Below are 17,142 nucleotides of genomic sequence, written 5' to 3'. Positions count from 1 at the left end.
TGATTTCAGGCCGCTTCGCCGCTGAGCCAGGTGGCGGTGACGGCAAGCGCATCGGTGAGATGCACGAGATCGGCACGCGTACCCGGCGAGAGATGGCCGCGATCGGCAAGCCTGAGGAACCGGGCCGGATAAAGCGTCGCCATGCGCAACGCCTCGGCGAGCGTCAGGTCGAGATAGGTGACGCCGTAACGGATCGTCGAGATCATGTCGACATCGGAACCGGCCAGCGTGCCGTCGGAAAGCACCAGCTTCGAGCAGAAGCCGCCCCTTTCGCGCCGGACGGTACGCCCGTTCAGCGTGAACGAGTCCCTCTCCGACCCGACGAGCGACATCGCGTCGGTGACGAAGAACAGCTTGCCTTCGCCGCGCTTGGCGCGCAGCGCCGTGCGCAGGGCCTTCGGATCGACATGATGGCCGTCGGCGATGATGCCGCACCAGGTCGAAGGATGATCGATCGCCGCGCCGACGAGGCCGGGCGTGCGGTGTCCGAGCTGGCTCATGGCGTTGAAGAGATGCGTGACGCCGCGCGCCCCGGCATCGAAACGTTCCTCCGCCGCCTCGCTCGAACAATCGGAATGACCGATGCTGACGGTGACGCCGGCCTCTGCAAGCTCCCGCACCTGGGCAACCGTGACCTGCTCGGCGGCCATGGTGACGAGCAGCGTGCCGATCGCCTCGCGCGCCCGGATGAAAGCCTTGACGTCGCGATCTCCCACCGGCCGCATCAATTCGGCCAGATGCGCGCCCTTCCTCGCAGGCGCCAGATGCGGGCCTTCGAGATGCAGGCCGGCAACCCCGCGGTTCGCCTTCACGGCCTCCTTGGCCGCCTCGATCGCGGCAGCGGATGCTTCTGATGTATCGGTAATCAGCGTCGGCAACAGCGACGTTGTGCCATAGGGCCGGTGCCCGCCGGCAATAATGTCCATCGAGGCGGCGGAAGGCTCGTCGTTCAGCATCCGCCCGGCGCCGCCATTGACTTGCGCATCGATGAAGCCGGCCGACAGAACGCCGCCGGCAAGCGTCACGACCTCGCCATCCGGCAGGTCGTTTCTCGCGACGATCGCTTCGACGCGGCCATCGGCAACGATGAGTGCCTTGTCGTCATGGAAACGTTCGCCATCGAAGATGCGGGCGCCGAGGAAGATCTTGCGGGCCATCAGACCGTCTCCGTCACCTTGAGCAGGTTTGCCGGCTTGTCGGGATCGAAGCCCTTGCGACGCGTCACCGACTCGATCAGCCGGTAATAGACGAGCAGCGACACCAGCGGATCGACGAGGCCGTTGCCCGTCGTCGGCACGCGCAGATGGACGCCGGAAAGCGGCTGCGTCGAGAAGCCGACTGTGGTCGCGCCGAGTTTCTGCAGACGTTCCAGCGCCTGCACATTGTTGGCGAAGGCCGCATCGTCCGGCGCAAAAGCGACGATCGGGAAGCCCGGTTGCACCAGGCGCATCGGACCATGCATCAGTTCTGCCAGCGAGAAGGCCTCGGCATGCAGGCCGGAGGTTTCCTTGGCCTTCAGCGCCGCTTCGAGGGCGATCGCGAAGGCTGGGCCGCGGCCGGCCGTATAGAGCGAGGTCGCGTTGAAGAGCACCTCCTCGGCTGCCGCCGTATCGATCCCCGCGGTCGCCGACAGTGCCTCCGGCAGTTTGACGAGCGCGGCCTGCAGATCGGACGCGCCGCTGATCGCAGCCGTCACGCCGGAAAGGGCTGCAACCGAGGCGATGAAGGATTTTGTCGCCGCGACACTCTTTTCAGCACCGGCATTGAGACCGAGAACGATATCGGCCTGTTTCGCAAGCGGGCTGTCGGTGACGTTGACGACGGCGATCGTCGTTGCCCCGCCCTTCTTCGCCGCATCCTGCAGCGCGACGATATCTGGGCTGGCACCCGACTGCGAGACGGTGAAATGGACGCCGCCGTTCAGATGCAGCGCCGCACCATAGACCGAAGCGATCGAGGGGCCGACCGAGGCGACCGGAACGCCGCAGGTGATCTCGAAGAGATATTTGAAGAAGGTGGCGGCGTGGTCCGAGGAGCCGCGCGCCGCCGTCGTCACCACACTTGGGCGGGCGGACGAAAACAGCCGGGCAATCTCGGCAAAGACCGGTTTTTCCTTTTCGAGCAGCGTGGCGACCACCTCTGGCGATTGGCCGGCTTCCTGCAGCATCAGCGACTGGTTGTCATTCATAGGTCATCTCCGATTCTCAATTCGGCAACGAAATCATAGGCATCGCCGCGGTAATGCGAGCGGGTGTATTCGACCACGCGCTGGTCTTCCAGGCGCGAGACACGTTCGATCAGAAGCGCCGGCGCGCCGGCCTTGACGTTCAGGATCGCGGCGGAGGACGGATCGAGCGTGACCGCCGTCAGCCGCTGCAGCGCGCGCACAGGCCTGTGGCCACTGGCCGTCAGTGCATCGTAGAGCGATCCCTCGCCGCCGGCATCGTGCCCCAGGAACTTGATCGGCACCACGGCGCGTTCGATCGCCAGCGGCAGGCCGTCGGCAAGGCGCAAGCGGTCGAGTCTCAGCACCGGCTCGTCGCCGCCGAGGCCGAGCAGGAAGGATTCCTCCGGCGACGGCGTGTTGACCGCCCGCGACAATATCCGTGCGGCCGGCAGACGCCCGCGCGAGCGCATGTCGGCGGAGAAGGAGGAAAGCCGCCACAGCGACTGTTCCATGCGTTCCACCCTGCTCGATACGAAAGTACCGCTTCCGTGGCGCGATTCCAGTGCGCCGGATGCCATCAAATCTCGATAGGCGGTGCGCACGGTGACACGGCCGAGCTTCAGAGCCTCGGCAAGGTCGCGCTCACCCGGCAGCGCGGTGCCGGGCTTCAGCAGTCCTTCCTGAATGAGGCCGGTCAGCGTCTGCGCCAGCCGCTTGTAGAGCGGCCCGGTCAGCGCCTCGCTGCGCAGGCCGCGGCTGTTCAGTTCCGCTATCAGACTGGTTCTATCCATGGGCGCACAATAGAACCTATATAGAACCAATCGGCAAGACAGAAATCGAGTTCCGAAAGAAAAAACCCTCGCCGGCAGACTGGCAAGGGTTTCATAGCGATCAAATTTGACAGTCGTGCGTCCGCAGGCGCTCAGTTCTTGGAGAAGATATAATCCGTCTCCTGGCGCAACACTTCGCCGGGGCGCAGGACCGCATTCGGAAAACCTTGGTGATTGATGGCATCCGGCCAGACCTGCGTCTCCAGGCAGAACCCGGCGAATGGGCCGTATTTGCGACCGCCGATGCCGGGAGCCCCGACATCGAGCTTGAAGCCGGCATAGAACTGCACACCTGGCTCCGTGCTGCGCACTTCCAGCGACACGCCGGAATACAGGCTGCGGGCAAGCGCGACGCTCCGCTTGGCGGTACGCTCGCCTGACAGGCAGAAATTATGGTCGTATAACGCTTGTTCATTGCCGACGAAACGCTTCATCGGCGCCATCTCGCGAAAATCGAATACCGTGCCCTCGACGGGACGGATCTCACCGGTCGGCACCTGCTTCTCATCGGTCGGCAGATAGTGATCGGCGGCTATCATAATGTCATGGCCAAGTGCATCTTCACGGCCGTCGAGATTGAAATAGGCGTGCTGGCAGACATTGGCGAGCGTCGGCTGGTCGCTGGTCGATTCGTAGGTGATCGACAGTTCACCATTGCCATGCACCCGGAAAGTCGCCTGGATGGTGCAATTGCCGGGATACCCGGCGCGGCCATCGGGATCGACGATCTTCAGCACCACGCGGTCGACGTCATGTTCGACAATCGTCCAATTGCGTTTGGCGATATTGTCGCTGCCGCCATGCAGATGCGTCACGCCGTTTTCATTCAGCTCGAGCTGATAGTCCTTGTCGTCAAGCGTGAACCTGCCGCCGCCGACGCGGTTGGCGCAGCGGCCGGGCGTTGCGCCGAAGTAGGACGAATAGAGAAGGTAGCTGTCGAAATCGTCAAAGCCGAGCTGCAGCGGCGCATCATGTCCCTCGAGACGCAGGTCCTGGATGACTGCGCCCCAGCTGATGATCTTGGCCGTCAGCCCGCCGCCCTTGATCTCGACGCGATAGACGGTCTCGCCCGCCTTCGTCTGCCCGAAAACGTCCCGCTCCAACTTATCCGACATGATCGACCGTCCATTCTATCTCTGCTGCAAATTCCTCAATTCGGAATCGATTTGAGGAATTTGCAGCGATTCAAAGTGTGCATTGCACGTCCGACGAAGACGCGCGGTGTGGTAGGCTTCGGGACAGGAACCTGCCCGCATTTGCTTCGATCCGCAACCGGCAGATCAGAAAGAAAGACCGCAGCAATGGTGCAGCGGCATCGGCTCGCGGCGCGATCGGCAACGGTCAGAGATCGGTGCCGATCTCTTCCACATCAAAGGGCGTCGTCTGGTAGATTTCGTTGATCCAGTTGCCGAACAAGAGATGCGCATGGCTGCGCCAGCGGTTCTGCGGCGCAAGCGCCGGATCGTTATGCGGGAAGTAATTGTGCGGCATCTTGATCGGCACGCCGGCATTGACGTCGCGGAAATACTCGTCGGAAAGCGAGGTGGAATCATATTCGACATGGTTGAACATGTAGAGCCGCCGGCCCCTCTTCTCGTGCACGAGGCAGACGCCCATTTCGCTGGACTCCATCAGGATCTCCAGGCTTTCGGATTTCTCGATATCGGCGCGGCGCACTTCGGTCCAGCGCGACACCGGCACTTCGAAATTGTCGGAAAAGCCGTTGAGATAGATCGAGGAAGGCTTCAGGTTCCGGTGGCGGTAGACGCCGAAGGCCTTCTCTTTCAGCTCGTATTTCGGAACGCCGTGAAAATGATAGACCGCCGCCATCGCGCCCCAGCAGACGTTCATCGTCGAATGGACATTTGTCTCCGTCCAGTCGAGAATCTCCTGCATCTCCGGCCAATAGGTGACGTCCTCATAGGGTAAAAGCTCGATCGGAGCCCCAGTGATGATGAAGCCGTCGAACTTGCGGTGCTTTACCTCCTCCCAGGTCTGGTAGAAGGCAAGCAAATGATCCTCGGACGTATTCTTCGCTTTGTGGCCGCCGATGCGAATGAGCGACAGCTCCACCTGCAGTGGCGAGGCGCCGACGAGACGGGCCATCTGCAGCTCGGTCTTGATCTTGTTCGGCATGAGGTTGAGCAGCCCGATCTGCAACGGTCGGATATCCTGACGGATCGCCAACGTCTCGGTCATCACCCGCACACCCTCCTGAACCAGGGTTTCGAAGGCGGGCAGCGTATCGGGGATCTTGATGGGCATTGCGGTCACTCGATCAAAAACAAAAACCGGCGGCGACAAAAATCGCTACCGGTCCGCACGCGGCCCTTTAGCGACTTTTTTAACGTGGCTGCAAGCCGGCCGGCCAAATCACCACGGAGGCCTTAATTAGACCCAGTCTGATTGCGAATCAACTGGCGAATGCATGCAGGAGAGACTCATGCAAGCATCATCACAGTTTAATGACTGATAGAATCTGTTGATAGACCCGTAACGCCACCATGTTATTTATAGGGCATGGGCGATTTGGAAAAGCGTAATGGCAGATAAGATCGAGGGGAGGCCGGGCATCCGGAGGCAGGATAGGGTAGGGTATGATTTCAGCCTGACATATCGCCTCGGCGTCATGTTCTCGGCATTCTGGAATTCGGAAGTGCGTGGCAAGGTGCTGTTTCTGGCGACCGTGCTGATCCTCGTTATCCTGGCGACGTCCTACGGCCAGGTCATTTTGAACGAGTGGAATGCTCCCTTCTACGACTCGCTGGAGCGCCGCGACCTCGGCGAATTCTTCCACCAACTCGAAATCTTCGCGATGATCGCCGGCACACTGCTGCTGCTCAACGTGCTGCAGGCCTGGCTGAACCAGATGACTGCGCTCTATATGCGCGAAGGCCTGTCACGCGATCTGGTTGACCAGTGGCTGAAGCGCAAGCGGGCGCTACGGCTTGCCTCCAGCGGCCTGATCGGCGTCAATCCGGACCAGCGCCTGCACGAGGATTCCCGCAACCTCGCCGAAAGCACGACAGGGCTGGTTCTCGGCCTGCTGCAGTCGACCATTCTTCTGGTGAGCTTCATCGGCGTTCTCTGGGAGCTTTCGAGCGGCTTCATCTTCCGCATCAGCGGCCATAGCTTCTCCATTCCGGGTTACATGGTCTGGGCGGCGATTTTCTATGCCGCTTCTGCCTCGGTGCTGAGCCAGGTCGTCGGTCGCAAGCTGGTAAAGCTCAATGCCGACCGTTTTTCAAAAGAAGCCGAGCTTCGCTTCACACTGATGCATGCCAATGAGAACATGCCGGCAATTACCGTTGCCCGCGGCGAGGAGAACGAGCGCCGGCGCATTAACACCGACATCAGTTCGGTCCTGACAGTCGTCAAGCGGCTTGCCATGGCCAATACCAATCTCACTTGGGTTTCTGCCGGTTATGGCTGGCTGGTGATCGTCATCCCGATCATCGTTGCCGCCCCCGCCTATTTCTCCGGCGGTCTCACCCTCGGCCAGCTGATGATGTCCGTTGGTGCCTTCAACCAGGTCAACACCGCGCTGCGCTGGTATGTGTCCAATTTCGGCCCGATCGCCGAATGGCGCGCCACGCTGATGCGCGTCACCGATTTCCGCCAGGCGCTGGTCGACATGGAAGACGACTTCGACCTCAAGGACAGCATCGCCTATGAAAACGCCGCGCCCGACACGCTGACGCTGAAGGACGTGGTGATCGTCGCCAAGGTCGGCGAAGACATCGAGGAATGCGGCGGTTTCCGTCTGCGTGAAACCAATGTCGTGATCAAGGCCGGCGAAAAAGTCATGATCAACGGCGATCACAGCGTCAATCGCAAGCTGCTCTTCCAGGCGATGGCTGGCCTCTGGCCGTGCGGCAGCGGCACGATGGGCCTGCCGCCAATCGACGACATGCTCTTCGTTCCGCAGCTCGCCTATGTCCCCGGCGGCTCACTGCGCGAGGCGCTGGCCTTTCCCGAACGTCCCGAAGCCTACGAGAAAGCCGACGTCGAGGCGGCCCTCGACAAGGTTGGTCTCCATTCGCTGATCGCAAGGCTCGAGACCCGTGCCCGCTGGGACAAGCTGCTCGACAGCGACCAGCAGAAAGCGATCGGCTTCGCCCGGCTGCTTCTTGTGCGCCCGCGCTGGATCATCTTCGACGAAGTGCTGGAAGGCATGGAGCCGGAATTGCAGGAAACGATGGCCAAACTGCTCACCTCGATGCCCGAAAGCGGCATGATCTATATCGGCCGCTCCGAGGCATATCTCGAGGCGCTGAAGCCGCGCGTGCTGCATCTACAAGCGCTGCCGTCAAAATCCGAGGAGCCGCCTGTCGTCCAGACCGGGGCCAGCGCCAGTGCGGGCGCTGCCGCCGTGCCTGCGCCGGCGCTTTAATGCATGCCGCCCAAAAGTGTGGAGCGGTTTTGGTATAACGGCATGCATAAGATGAGGATTTAAGCCGCTGGTCACATCGGCGGTATGACGCCGTTGAGGCCGACGGCGATCTGGCTGGCCGAGATGCTGCCATCCGCCGCCTTCTCGCCGGTGACGACGACGCCGGCGCCGGGCTTCAGATCATCTTTGGTCGCAGGCGCCAACGTCACGATCGGCGTGCCATCGGCAATCGAGATGGTCTTTTCCTTGCCCTGATAGGTCAGCGTGACCGTGTGGCCGTCGACGGATTTGACGGCGTTGCTGACAGTCGCATTGGTCATCTGGCTATTCGGCTGCGCATCCCAGGGACGGTTGCCCTCGCCGGTTCCCTTCATCGACGCCGGAAAGATCAGCACCTCGATCGCCCCGTCCGGGCCGGTGCCCTTCGGAAGTGAGGCCACACCGACGAAATCCCCAGGTTTGATATCCTCGACCGAAGCTTGTCTGATACCGCCGACCTTCCAGCCAGCTTTCAGCGCGACCGTCGCATCGTTGCCCTCGCGCGTCTTGACGACGAGCGTATCGCCGCTGAGGCTTTCGATTGCGCCGCGAACACGAATGCGCTGGGCATCCTGCGCCTGAGCGGCTTGCGACAGGGCAAGCGCCACGAGGCTGCCGGCGATAACCGCCGTGAAAATTCCGGAATGAGGCTTGTGAGACATATGACTTTTCCTTGTCGCCATTGCGATCGGCAATATCCCCAGCTGCCGGACGGCACCTTATGCCGCAGGACGGCACACTGACGAATCAAGGAAAAGTGAGCCTTCAGCCTCGAGAAAATCTCAGCCTTCCAGCTCTTCCCGCAGCATTTCGAGCTCCAGCCACTCCTCTTCCATCTTTGTCAGGCCGGCACGCAATTTTTCCATCTCGCTGGCAAGCCGGTTGAAGGCTGCAGGATCGCGCGTGAAAAGATTGGGATCTGCCATCACCTGTTCGCGCTTGGCGATTTCGGCTTCGGCCTTCGCCATTTCCTTTGGCAGGTTTTCCAGTGCGAATTTCTGCTTGAAGGAGAGCTTGACCTTCGAGCTGCCCGACGCTGTTGCCTCCTGCGCCTTCGGCTTCTCCGCCGCCTTCTCGGCTTTTCTGCGCTCCTCGAGCGCGCCCTTGCGTTGCACAAGCATATCCGAGTAGCCGCCGGCATATTCGATCCAGCGGCCATCAGGCGCATCCGGCACGGCGGGTGCGATCGTCGAGGTCACGGTGCGGTCGAGGAAATCGCGGTCATGGCTGACGAGAATGACGGTGCCGGGAAAGCCGGCGACAATCTCCTGCAGGAGATCGAGCGTTTCGATATCGAGATCGTTGGTCGGCTCGTCGAGGATCAAGAGGTTCGTCGGGCGCGAAAGGATGCGCGCCAGCATCAGCCGGGCGCGTTCGCCGCCGGAGAGGTTTCTGATCGGCGTACGCGCCTGTTCCGGCTGGAATAGAAATTCCTTCATATAGCCGGTAACATGGCGCTGCTCGCCGTTGACGAGCAGGTTTTCGCCGCGCCCGTCCGTCAGATAATTGGCAAGCGTATCCTCGGGGTCTAGATCCTCGCGCTTCTGGTCGAGCGTCGCGATCTCCAAATTGGTGCCGAGCTTCACCGTGCCGCTATCAGGCGAAAGCTGCCCGGTCAGCATCTTCAGCAGCGTCGTCTTGCCGGCGCCGTTCGGCCCGACCAGACCGATGCAGTCGCCGCGATGCACGCGGATCGAAAACGGCGTGACGATTGCACGCTTGCCGAAGCTCTTGGTGATCTTATCGGCCTCGATCACCAGCTTGCCGGATTCCTGGGCGTCCGAAACCGTCGCCTGCACCGTGCCCTGCGGCCCCTTGTGGCCGCGATAGTTCGAGCGCATCGTCTGCAACTCGCCAAGACGGCGCATGTTGCGCTTGCGCCGCGCCGTGACGCCGTAGCGCAGCCAATGCTCCTCGCGCTCGATCGACTTGCCGAGCTTGTGCTGTTCCAGCTCCTCGGCCTCCAGCACCTGGTCGCGCCAGGCTTCGAAATGCGCAAAGCCTCTGTCAAGCCGGCGTGAGGTACCGCGGTCGAGCCAGACGGTTGCCGTCGAGACCTTTTCGAGGAAACGCCGGTCGTGCGAAATCAGCACCAAGGCGCTGCACGTCTTTTGCAGCTCGCCTTCCAGCCATTCGATGGTCGGCAGGTCGAGATGGTTGGTCGGTTCGTCGAGCAGCAGAATGTCCGGCTCCGGTGCCATAACCCGGGCAAGGGCTGCGCGCCGCGATTCGCCACCGGACAGCATTCTGGGGTCTTCATCGCCAGTCAGCCCGAGATGGGAGAGGAGATAGGTGACACGATAGGGGTCATCGCCCGGCCCGAGGCCGGCCTCTGCATAGGCCTGCACCGTGGTGAAGTCGGCAAAATCCGGCGCCTGTTCGAGATAACGCACCGTCGAGGACGGATGGCGGAAGACCTCGCCGGACTGCGCCTCGACCAGGCCGGCGGCAATCTTCAGCAGCGTCGATTTTCCCGAGCCGTTGCGCCCGACGAGACAGATTTTGTCACCGGGCTCGATCTGCAGGCCAGCACCCGCCAGAAGCGGTGCACCGCCAAAGCTCAGGAAGATATCGTCGAGTTTCAGAATGGGAGGGGCCAAAAATCAGACTCCGGTAAGATCATAAGGCCGGGCGAGCACGAACGCTCGGCCACTGCGGAGCGAAAAGCGAACCTTGCCTTCCGCGACGTTGGAAATGGTGCGCGACGAGCCGAAAGGTAGATGAAAATCCACCAGCGGATAACGCGCATTCTCGATGGAAAGCCCTCTCAGCTCGCTGAATCCGGGCACGGAAAACAGGCAGCCTTTGGGAAGGTCCAGTTCGATCGTACCGGCCACCAGCGGCACGGCCTCTTCCTTGCCCGAGGTCAGCAGCAGGTCGAAACCCTCTTCCGCCAGGCTGACGGCCGACAGCAGATGCTGAAGCGCGTGGTCGGAACGTTCACCGCCGAGCGCACCGGCCAGGATCAGCCGCCGCGCACCGCGCGCGATTGCTTCGGCCACTGCGATTTCGCCGTCCGTCGCCGCCTTTGCGGCCGGATAAGGCTGTTTCGGCACATCGGGAAATGCACCCGCGAGATCATCAGGCGTCGAATCGAAATCGCCGACCCAGAGTTCCGGCGTAATACCGAGTGCTGCCGCATGCCGCATGCCGCCATCGGCCGCAATAAAGCGGCTGTCTTCGATGGCATCGCGCAGGCGCTCCGTCAGGCTGAGTTCGCCGCCAAGGAGAATGGTGAAGGTGGATTGGCTCATGGGCATTGCCCTTAGCGCAAACGAGGGGTCGAGGGGAAGGGCCGGCGAACGCCAGCGTCTGCCTCAGCCCGGCGTATCCTTGTCGCGCGACAGGAAAACCGCCTCGTAGCCGCCGATGAAGCGCTCGAAAAGCGCTGCGAAACGCTCGACATCCTCCTGCGGCCAGTCGGAAACGATCTCGGAAATGATCGCAAGCTTCTGCGCGACGATCTCGGCAAGCAAGTCCTGGCCGACCTCGGTCATGACGACGACGATCCGCCGCGCATCGGCCTGCGAGGCCTCGCGGCGCAATACGTTGCGCCCGACCATGTCGGCCACCACCCGGCTTGCCCGTGACGGATCGATGCGCAGCATCTCTGCGATCATGCCGACCGTCACCTCGCCGGCAGGCCGCGCCCTCCGCACGGCATCGAGCACGTCGAGATGCGAAAGCTCAAGGCCCGGTGCAGCACTCTGGATCGCCAGCCGGCCGATCAGCCGCCGCCCGGTCATCAGCCGCATGCGCGCCATGCTCCGGCCGATACGCGGCACGTTTTCACGATCCGGCTCGGCCGGCTCCGCAGAAGGGGTCTTGGTCAGGACGTCGCTCATCACAGGACCATAACAGAGCCGATTCAAAAATTGAATATGCTGATGTCATTAATGTGCCATTGACATTTATATGCTGTTAGCACATAAAAGCACGTCAACCCGGAACGATGCCTCCCATGGACATGCAACTCGCGCCTGCGCCGCTCGTGACGGATCCTCGTCGCCGGCTTATCCTCTTCTTCTTCCTGATGACCGCCATGTTCATGGCGACGCTTGATAATCAGATCGTCTCCACGGCGCTGCCGACGATCGTCGGGGAATTCGGCCATCTCGAGCGCTTCGGCTGGATCGGTTCGGCCTATCTCCTGTCGCTGAGCGCCGTCATGCCACTCTACGGCAAGCTCGGCGATCTCTTCGGCCGCAAATACGTGATGATGACGGCGATCATGATCTTCACTGTCGGATCGACAGTCTGCGGTCTTGCGGTCTCGATGAATACGCTGATCGCCGCCCGTGTGTTGCAGGGCCTTGGCGGCGGCGGCATCATGGTATCGATCTTCGCCGTCAACGCCGACCTGTTCGAGCCGCGCGAGCGGGCGCGCTACCAAAGCTATTCCAGCCTCGTGCTGATGGCATCGGGCGCGATCGGCCCGGTACTCGGCGGTACGATGAGCGATCTCTTCGGCTGGCGTTCGATCTTCCTCGTCAACGTGCCGATCGGCTTCATCGTGCTCACCGGCCTTGCCTTCATGCTGCCGTACCGCAAACCGCATCGCCGCCCCAAGATCGATTATGCCGGTGCGCTTCTGCTTGCCATGACGACGACAAGCATCGTGCTTGCCACCGACAGCAGCGAGCTGTTCGGTGCATTGATTTCGCCTGAGAGCATCGGCATCGTCGTCTTCGGCGTCGTCTGTGCCGTCACCTGGGTGTTCGTCGAGCGCCGCGCGTCCGAACCGATCGTTCCCTTGCAGCTGTTTCGCAATTCGACCTTCAGCCTGCTCCTGGTGATCTCGATCATGGGCGGCGCCATTGCCATCGGCATGGTCAATTATCTCGCCCTCTTCCTGCAGACCACGACCGGCCTTTCGCCGTCGGCCGCCGGTCTGCTCTTCATCCTTCTGACCGGCGGCCTCGTCTGCGGGTCGCTTTCCGCAGGCCGCATCATCTCGAAGACGGGGCGCTACAAGCCCTTTGCCATCGCAAGCCTCACCTGCAGCGCCATCGCCTTTGCCCTGATGTCGCAGATCCACGCGGGAACGCCGATCGCCTTTATCGGCGCGGTCATGATGCTGCACGGCATCGGCATCGGCCTTGCCCAGCAGGTTCCCGTCATCGGCGTACAGAATGCAGCACCGGCCCGCGACGTCGGCGCCGCCACCGGCTCGGTGACGCTGTCGCGCATGGGCGGCGCCTCGATCGCTATTTCCATCTACGGCGCCATCATCGCCTCCGAGCTCGGCAAGGTCGGCGTCTCCATTCCCGGCGTCGCCGATATCGAACAGCTGACGCCGAAAATGATGGCCGCCCTTCCCGAAGCGAGCCGCCAGGCCGTCGCCGATACCTATGCCGCCGCCTTCTCGCCGCTCTTCATGACCTCCTGCGCCATTGCGTTGATCGGCCTTGCCGCCGCCATCATGCTGAAACCCGTGCAACTGCCCCGCGCCGGCGAGACGACGAAGCCGCAACCGGCGACCGCGGAAGCTGCCGAATAGTCGACTCGTTACTGCGAGAGAATGCTTCATCAGGACGCGTTCCCTCTCGATGCCTGTATCAAGGGTTGCAATTTTCTCGCAGGACTGTCGCTGTCGAGCCAGTTGCTTCAATCGGGCCGTTCTTTTTCCGCGCCGGCGACGAATCTCCGCTTTGTGACGGAACTTTCGCCATAATTTCATCCGAGCGAAGGGAAGCCTTAATGCCTGAGGCTTGCTAAAATGCAACGGCGCCACATTTAAACAGAGTCTCGCTATGCAACCGATGCGTAAATCAGCTACAGCAACGACTTGTATCGGCCGATTGTGCAGCGCGAGACCAGGGGTGCGCACCTGTTGAGTTCCCCATGCCACGGTCGGTCCGAATCTGCGGCAAACCGGCAAAACAGCGACATGATGCGGAGAATCAGACTGGACAGCTTGACGACGTGGAAATCGCCCGCGCTTTCCAGTGATGCCATCTCCGCGCCGCGGCGCTTCGCGCGTCGCCTGATGCTGCTTTCGGCCCTCGCAATAGCGCTGAATGGCTGTCAATCGCTGATCGACCAATCCTATCAGCCCAGTGTTTCGCCTTCTTCAAATCCTCAGATCGTCGATGAGGTGCAGAAGAACGATCCGCGTGCGGCGATGGGCGCCCGTGAGCATCCGCGCATCGTGGCAAGCTACGGCGGTGAATATAAGGACGCCAAAACCGAGCGCCTCGTCGCCCGCATCGCCGGCGCGCTGACGGCTGTGTCGGAAAATCCGAGCCAGTCCTACCGCATCACCATCCTGAATTCGCCGGCGATCAACGCCTTCGCGCTGCCGGGCGGTTATCTCTACGTCACCCGAGGCCTGCTCGCCCTTGCCAACGACGCCTCGGAAGTCGCCGCCGTGCTGTCGCACGAAATGGGCCATGTGACGGCGAACCACGGCATCGAGCGGCAGAAGCGCGAAGAGGCTGAGGTCATCGCCAGCCGTGTCGTCGCCGAGGTCCTCTCCAGCGACATTGCCGGCAAGCAGGCGCTTGCCCGCGGCAAGCTGCGGCTCGCCGCCTTCTCCCGCCAGCAGGAGCTGCAGGCCGATGTCATCGGCGTGCGCATGCTCGGCGAAGCCGGCTACGACCCTTATGCCGCCGCCCGGTTCCTCGATTCGATGGCCGCTTACAGTCGCTTCATGTCGGTTGATCCCGAGGCCGACCAGAGTCTCGACTTCCTGTCGAGCCATCCGAATTCGGCCCAGCGCATAGAGCTTGCCCGCACCCACGCCCGCGCCTTCGGCCAGGAAGGCTCGGTCGGCGACAAGGGTCGCAATTATTATCTCGACGGCATAGACGGACTGCTCTACGGCGACAGCCCGGAAGAAGGCTATGTGCGCGGCCAGACCTTCCTGCATGGCGGTCTCGGCATCCGCTTCGACGTGCCGCCGGATTTCCACATCGACAACAAGGTCGAAGCGGTGATGGCCACCGGCCCGAACGACATTGCCGTCCGCTTCGACGGCGTCGCCGACAATCAGAACCAGAGCCTTACCAACTATATCTCCAGCGGCTGGGTGACCGGCCTCGACCCATCGACCATCCAGCCGATCACCATCAACGGCATGGAAGCAGCCACCGCGCGCGCCAGCGCCGACCGCTGGGATTTCGATGTGACCGTGATCCGCAACAATTCGCAGATCTTCCGTTTCCTGACTGCCGTGCCGAAAGGCAGCGGCGCCCTTGAGCCAACGGCCAATGTGCTGCGCGCGAGTTTCCGCCGCATGACGCCGGCAGAGGCCGCCTCGCTGAAGCCGCTGCGCATCCGCGTGGTCACCGTCCGGCCGGGTGAGAACATCTCGACACTCGCCGCCCGCATGATGGGCACAGACCGCAAGCTCGATCTCTTCAAGCTCATCAACGCCCTGCCCACGGGCGCAGCCGTTTCAACAGGCGATCGCGTCAAGATCATCGCCGAATAAAAAAGGCCCGGCTTGCGCCGGGCCAGTCTGTGCTGCTGGAGGGGAGAAAACATCTCACGCAAAACTGGGCGGCGGTCTTGCGACAATGACCTAAATCGCGACGCACTTTAAGTTCAGGCGTAGGCCGCCATATGCGGATCGGCGCTGACGAGCGCGCTGCGAAGCTTCTCCATCGCCCGGCTTTCGATCTGACGCACGCGCTCCTTGGAAATTCCGAGATCGGCACCGAGCTCTTCGAGCGTGGCGCCATCTTCCGCCAGACGCCGGGCGCTGATGATCTTCATCTCGCGTTCGTTGAGATGTTTCAGTGCCGAGGCGAGCCAGACGCGGCGGCGCTCGCCGTCGATCATGTTGGACACCTGCTCGTCCGGCAGGGGATCGTCGCTGACGAGGAAATCCATCTTCTCCGCACTCTCTGCATCGCCAGAGACCGAAGGCGCCTGCAGCGAGGCGTCGTTGCCGGAAAGCCTGGCATCCATCGTCTGCACATCCGAGAGGCTGACGCCGAGAGCGGCGGCGATTTCCTGGTGAATGGATTGCAGCGTCAGCTGGGTGTCGCCCTTGGCGAGCTTGGCGCGCAGACGGCGCAGATTGAAGAACAGCGCTTTTTGCGCCGAACTCGTGCCGCCCCGCACGATCGACCAGTTGCGCAGGATATAATCCTGGATCGACGCCCTGATCCACCAGCTTGCATAGGTGGAAAAGCGCACGTCGCGTTCCGGCTCGAAGCGGGCGGCGGCCTCGAGCAGGCCGACATAGCCTTCCTGCACCAGATCGCTCATCGGCAGCCCGAAATTGCGGAACTTGCCGGCCATGGATATGACGAGGCGCATATGCGCCATGGCGATCTGGTTGCGGGCGCCGCGGTCGTCGTGATCCTTCCAGCGGGTGGCGAGATCGTGCTCTTCCTGGCGGGCGAGATAAGGAGCGGCCATCGCGATTTTGATCATGCGCCGATCTGCAGACATGTTCTTCATTTCGATCTCCCGGAAACAGGCCTCTCGCCCTGAAATGAACAATAAAACTCATCTTCCGGAACATCGCTGTCCGGATTGAATGGGTTATGAATGCATAAAAGCCTCGCCCTGGACTTTTCAGGGGGAGGCCCTATTTCTCATCATGTGCCGGTAAGACGGCCGGGCTGGACCTGTTTCTTCACTTTGCCGGATGGGCAATCTAGAAAAGGCATGATCCGCTCCTCATCGAACATTGACGGAATAGCAGTTCGCCCGTTGAGGCCGTTGCCCGACGAGCAGTCCGCAATTACGTGTGAGAAACGCGGCAGTCAGGAAAAAGTTCCAATAAAAAACCCGGCTCACAGGCCGGGTTTTTTGATAGAAAACAGGGGTCGCTTTTACGCGGCTTCGTCCTGTGAATCGTCTTCTTCGATTGCCTTGCCACGCTTCGGACCCTTGTTGAGATTGGTCTCGACGAGGCGAACGGCTTCGGTTTCAGACATCTTGTTGACGGCGGCGATTTCGCGCGCCATGCGGTCGAGCGCAGCCTCATAAAGCTGGCGCTCGGAATAGGACTGTTCAGGCTGATTCTCGGCACGATACAGATCGCGCACGACCTCAGCGATGGAAATCAGATCGCCGGAATTGATCTTGGCATCATATTCCTGGGCGCGGCGCGACCACATGGTGCGCTTGACGCGCGCCTTGCCCTGCACGACCTTCAAAGCACGCTCGACGAAATCCGTTTCCGAAAGCTTGCGCATACCAATGCTCATCGCCTTCGCGACCGGAACCTTCAGACGCATCTTGTCCTTCTCGAAATCGATAACGAAAAGTTCGAGCTTCATGCCGGCAACTTCTTGCTCTTCGATAGCGGTGATGGTACCGACGCCATGAGCGGGGTAGACGATCGATTCACCGGTCTTGAAGCCGTGACGTGCTGTAGAAGGCTTTTTCTGCTGAGTCGTCATTCTATTCAAAAACTCCCTGTTACGCTTCCGGCGGCGGCCGGAGCCGGGTCAGTCAGGCCCGGGTGAGACGGTAGTATCCGTCGGGTGACTTCACTCTGGTCCCATCGGGCAAAAGCAAAGACTTCTTGCGCACGATCTTGGGACCCGGCGCTCAAAGCGTTGATATGTCACGGAAACCGTGTACGGATTTGTTTTGCTTTCGTGATGGTTTTGGGCATGCGTTATGCCACAAATGGAACAGTAGACGAAACCTATCATAAAAATATGAGGAAATCAATAATTTGCTTCGCTTGAGTCATGCGGGCAACACATGTCACCCATATGCCTCACGCAGCTTTTAAAACGTTTCGC

14 protein-coding genes and 1 riboswitch are annotated in these 17,142 nt (G+C 61.4%); of the genes, 3 read left to right on the top strand and 11 right to left on the bottom strand.

Translation table 11 applies throughout. From position 1 onward, the window contains the following. Positions 1-5: 5 nt before the first annotated feature. The 5 genes from nagA to metA all read right to left on the bottom strand — a co-directional run bounded on the left by nagA (position 6) and on the right by metA (position 5,262). A complete protein-coding gene (nagA, locus tag G9X64_RS33290) occupies positions 6-1,157 on the bottom strand; it encodes an N-acetylglucosamine-6-phosphate deacetylase (RefSeq protein ID WP_171378253.1) in 1,152 nt (383 codons plus the stop codon). Further along, the gene (locus G9X64_RS33285) at positions 1,157-2,188 is read right to left on the bottom strand and encodes an SIS domain-containing protein (RefSeq protein WP_171378252.1); all 1,032 of its coding nucleotides are present in this window, start codon (positions 2,186-2,188) and stop codon (positions 1,157-1,159) included. Before G9X64_RS33285 ends, nagA begins: the two co-directional genes overlap by 1 nt. Beyond that, complete coding sequence (locus G9X64_RS33280; RefSeq protein WP_168314882.1) at positions 2,185-2,958, bottom strand: GntR family transcriptional regulator; 774 nt, start codon at positions 2,956-2,958, stop codon at positions 2,185-2,187. Before G9X64_RS33280 ends, G9X64_RS33285 begins: the two co-directional genes overlap by 4 nt. A gap of 131 nt (positions 2,959-3,089) precedes the next feature. Beyond that, positions 3,090-4,112, bottom strand: a complete 1,023-nt coding sequence (locus G9X64_RS33275) for an aldose epimerase family protein (RefSeq protein ID WP_171378251.1) — start codon at positions 4,110-4,112, stop codon at positions 3,090-3,092. Positions 4,113-4,338: 226 nt separating this feature from the next. Continuing rightward, positions 4,339-5,262, bottom strand: a complete 924-nt coding sequence (metA, locus tag G9X64_RS33270) for a homoserine O-acetyltransferase MetA (protein WP_003543755.1) — start codon at positions 5,260-5,262, stop codon at positions 4,339-4,341. A gap of 47 nt (positions 5,263-5,309) precedes the next feature. After that, positions 5,310-5,387, bottom strand: a riboswitch (SAM riboswitch). 152 nt (positions 5,388-5,539) lie between these two features. On the opposite strand from metA, the gene G9X64_RS33265 reads away from it, so the two are divergent. After that, positions 5,540-7,390: an ABC transporter ATP-binding protein/permease gene (locus G9X64_RS33265; protein WP_168309143.1), complete on the top strand. Its 1,851-nt coding sequence runs from the start codon at positions 5,540-5,542 to the stop codon at positions 7,388-7,390. A 71-nt stretch (positions 7,391-7,461) separates the two neighbouring features. Here G9X64_RS33265 and G9X64_RS33260 read toward each other — a convergent pair whose 3' ends face one another. From G9X64_RS33260 to G9X64_RS33245, 4 genes are all read right to left on the bottom strand, one after another. Further along, positions 7,462-8,091 (bottom strand): DUF5666 domain-containing protein, encoded by a 630-nt coding sequence (locus G9X64_RS33260; RefSeq protein ID WP_171378250.1) that lies wholly within the window; start codon positions 8,089-8,091, stop codon positions 7,462-7,464. Between the two features lie 120 nt (positions 8,092-8,211). Continuing rightward, positions 8,212-10,029 (bottom strand): ABC-F family ATP-binding cassette domain-containing protein, encoded by a 1,818-nt coding sequence (locus G9X64_RS33255; RefSeq protein ID WP_171378249.1) that lies wholly within the window; start codon positions 10,027-10,029, stop codon positions 8,212-8,214. 3 nt (positions 10,030-10,032) lie between these two features. Next, the gene (locus G9X64_RS33250) at positions 10,033-10,689 is read right to left on the bottom strand and encodes a thiamine diphosphokinase (protein ID WP_171378248.1); all 657 of its coding nucleotides are present in this window, start codon (positions 10,687-10,689) and stop codon (positions 10,033-10,035) included. A 57-nt stretch (positions 10,690-10,746) separates the two neighbouring features. After that, on the bottom strand, positions 10,747-11,274 hold the full coding sequence (locus G9X64_RS33245) for a MarR family winged helix-turn-helix transcriptional regulator (protein ID WP_171378247.1): 528 nt from the start codon (positions 11,272-11,274) through the stop codon (positions 10,747-10,749). A gap of 116 nt (positions 11,275-11,390) precedes the next feature. Between G9X64_RS33245 and G9X64_RS33240 the strand changes: the two genes are divergently transcribed. Beyond that, entirely contained in the window at positions 11,391-12,929 is a 1,539-nt protein-coding gene (locus G9X64_RS33240) for an MDR family MFS transporter (protein ID WP_171378246.1), read from the top strand. 390 nt (positions 12,930-13,319) lie between these two features. Continuing rightward, positions 13,320-14,864 carry a M48 family metalloprotease gene (locus G9X64_RS33235; RefSeq protein WP_171378245.1) on the top strand — a complete coding sequence of 515 codons (1,545 nt, stop codon included), beginning with the start codon at positions 13,320-13,322 and terminating at the stop codon, positions 14,862-14,864. Positions 14,865-14,977: 113 nt separating this feature from the next. Here the strand turns inward: G9X64_RS33235 and G9X64_RS33230 are convergent, their stop codons facing one another. Together G9X64_RS33230 and G9X64_RS33225 are read right to left on the bottom strand one after the other, a co-directional pair. After that, complete coding sequence (locus tag G9X64_RS33230) at positions 14,978-15,841, bottom strand: RNA polymerase factor sigma-32 (RefSeq protein ID WP_012759432.1); 864 nt, start codon at positions 15,839-15,841, stop codon at positions 14,978-14,980. 377 nt (positions 15,842-16,218) lie between these two features. After that, positions 16,219-16,791, bottom strand: a complete 573-nt coding sequence (locus tag G9X64_RS33225; RefSeq protein ID WP_003543775.1) for a CarD family transcriptional regulator — start codon at positions 16,789-16,791, stop codon at positions 16,219-16,221. Positions 16,792-17,142 lie beyond the last annotated feature (351 nt).

The sequence above is a fragment of the Rhizobium sophorae genome (assembly GCF_013087515.1).
Taxonomy (GTDB): Bacteria; Pseudomonadota; Alphaproteobacteria; order Rhizobiales; family Rhizobiaceae; genus Rhizobium; species Rhizobium sophorae.
This window is presented reverse-complemented; position numbering and strand designations above follow the sequence as displayed.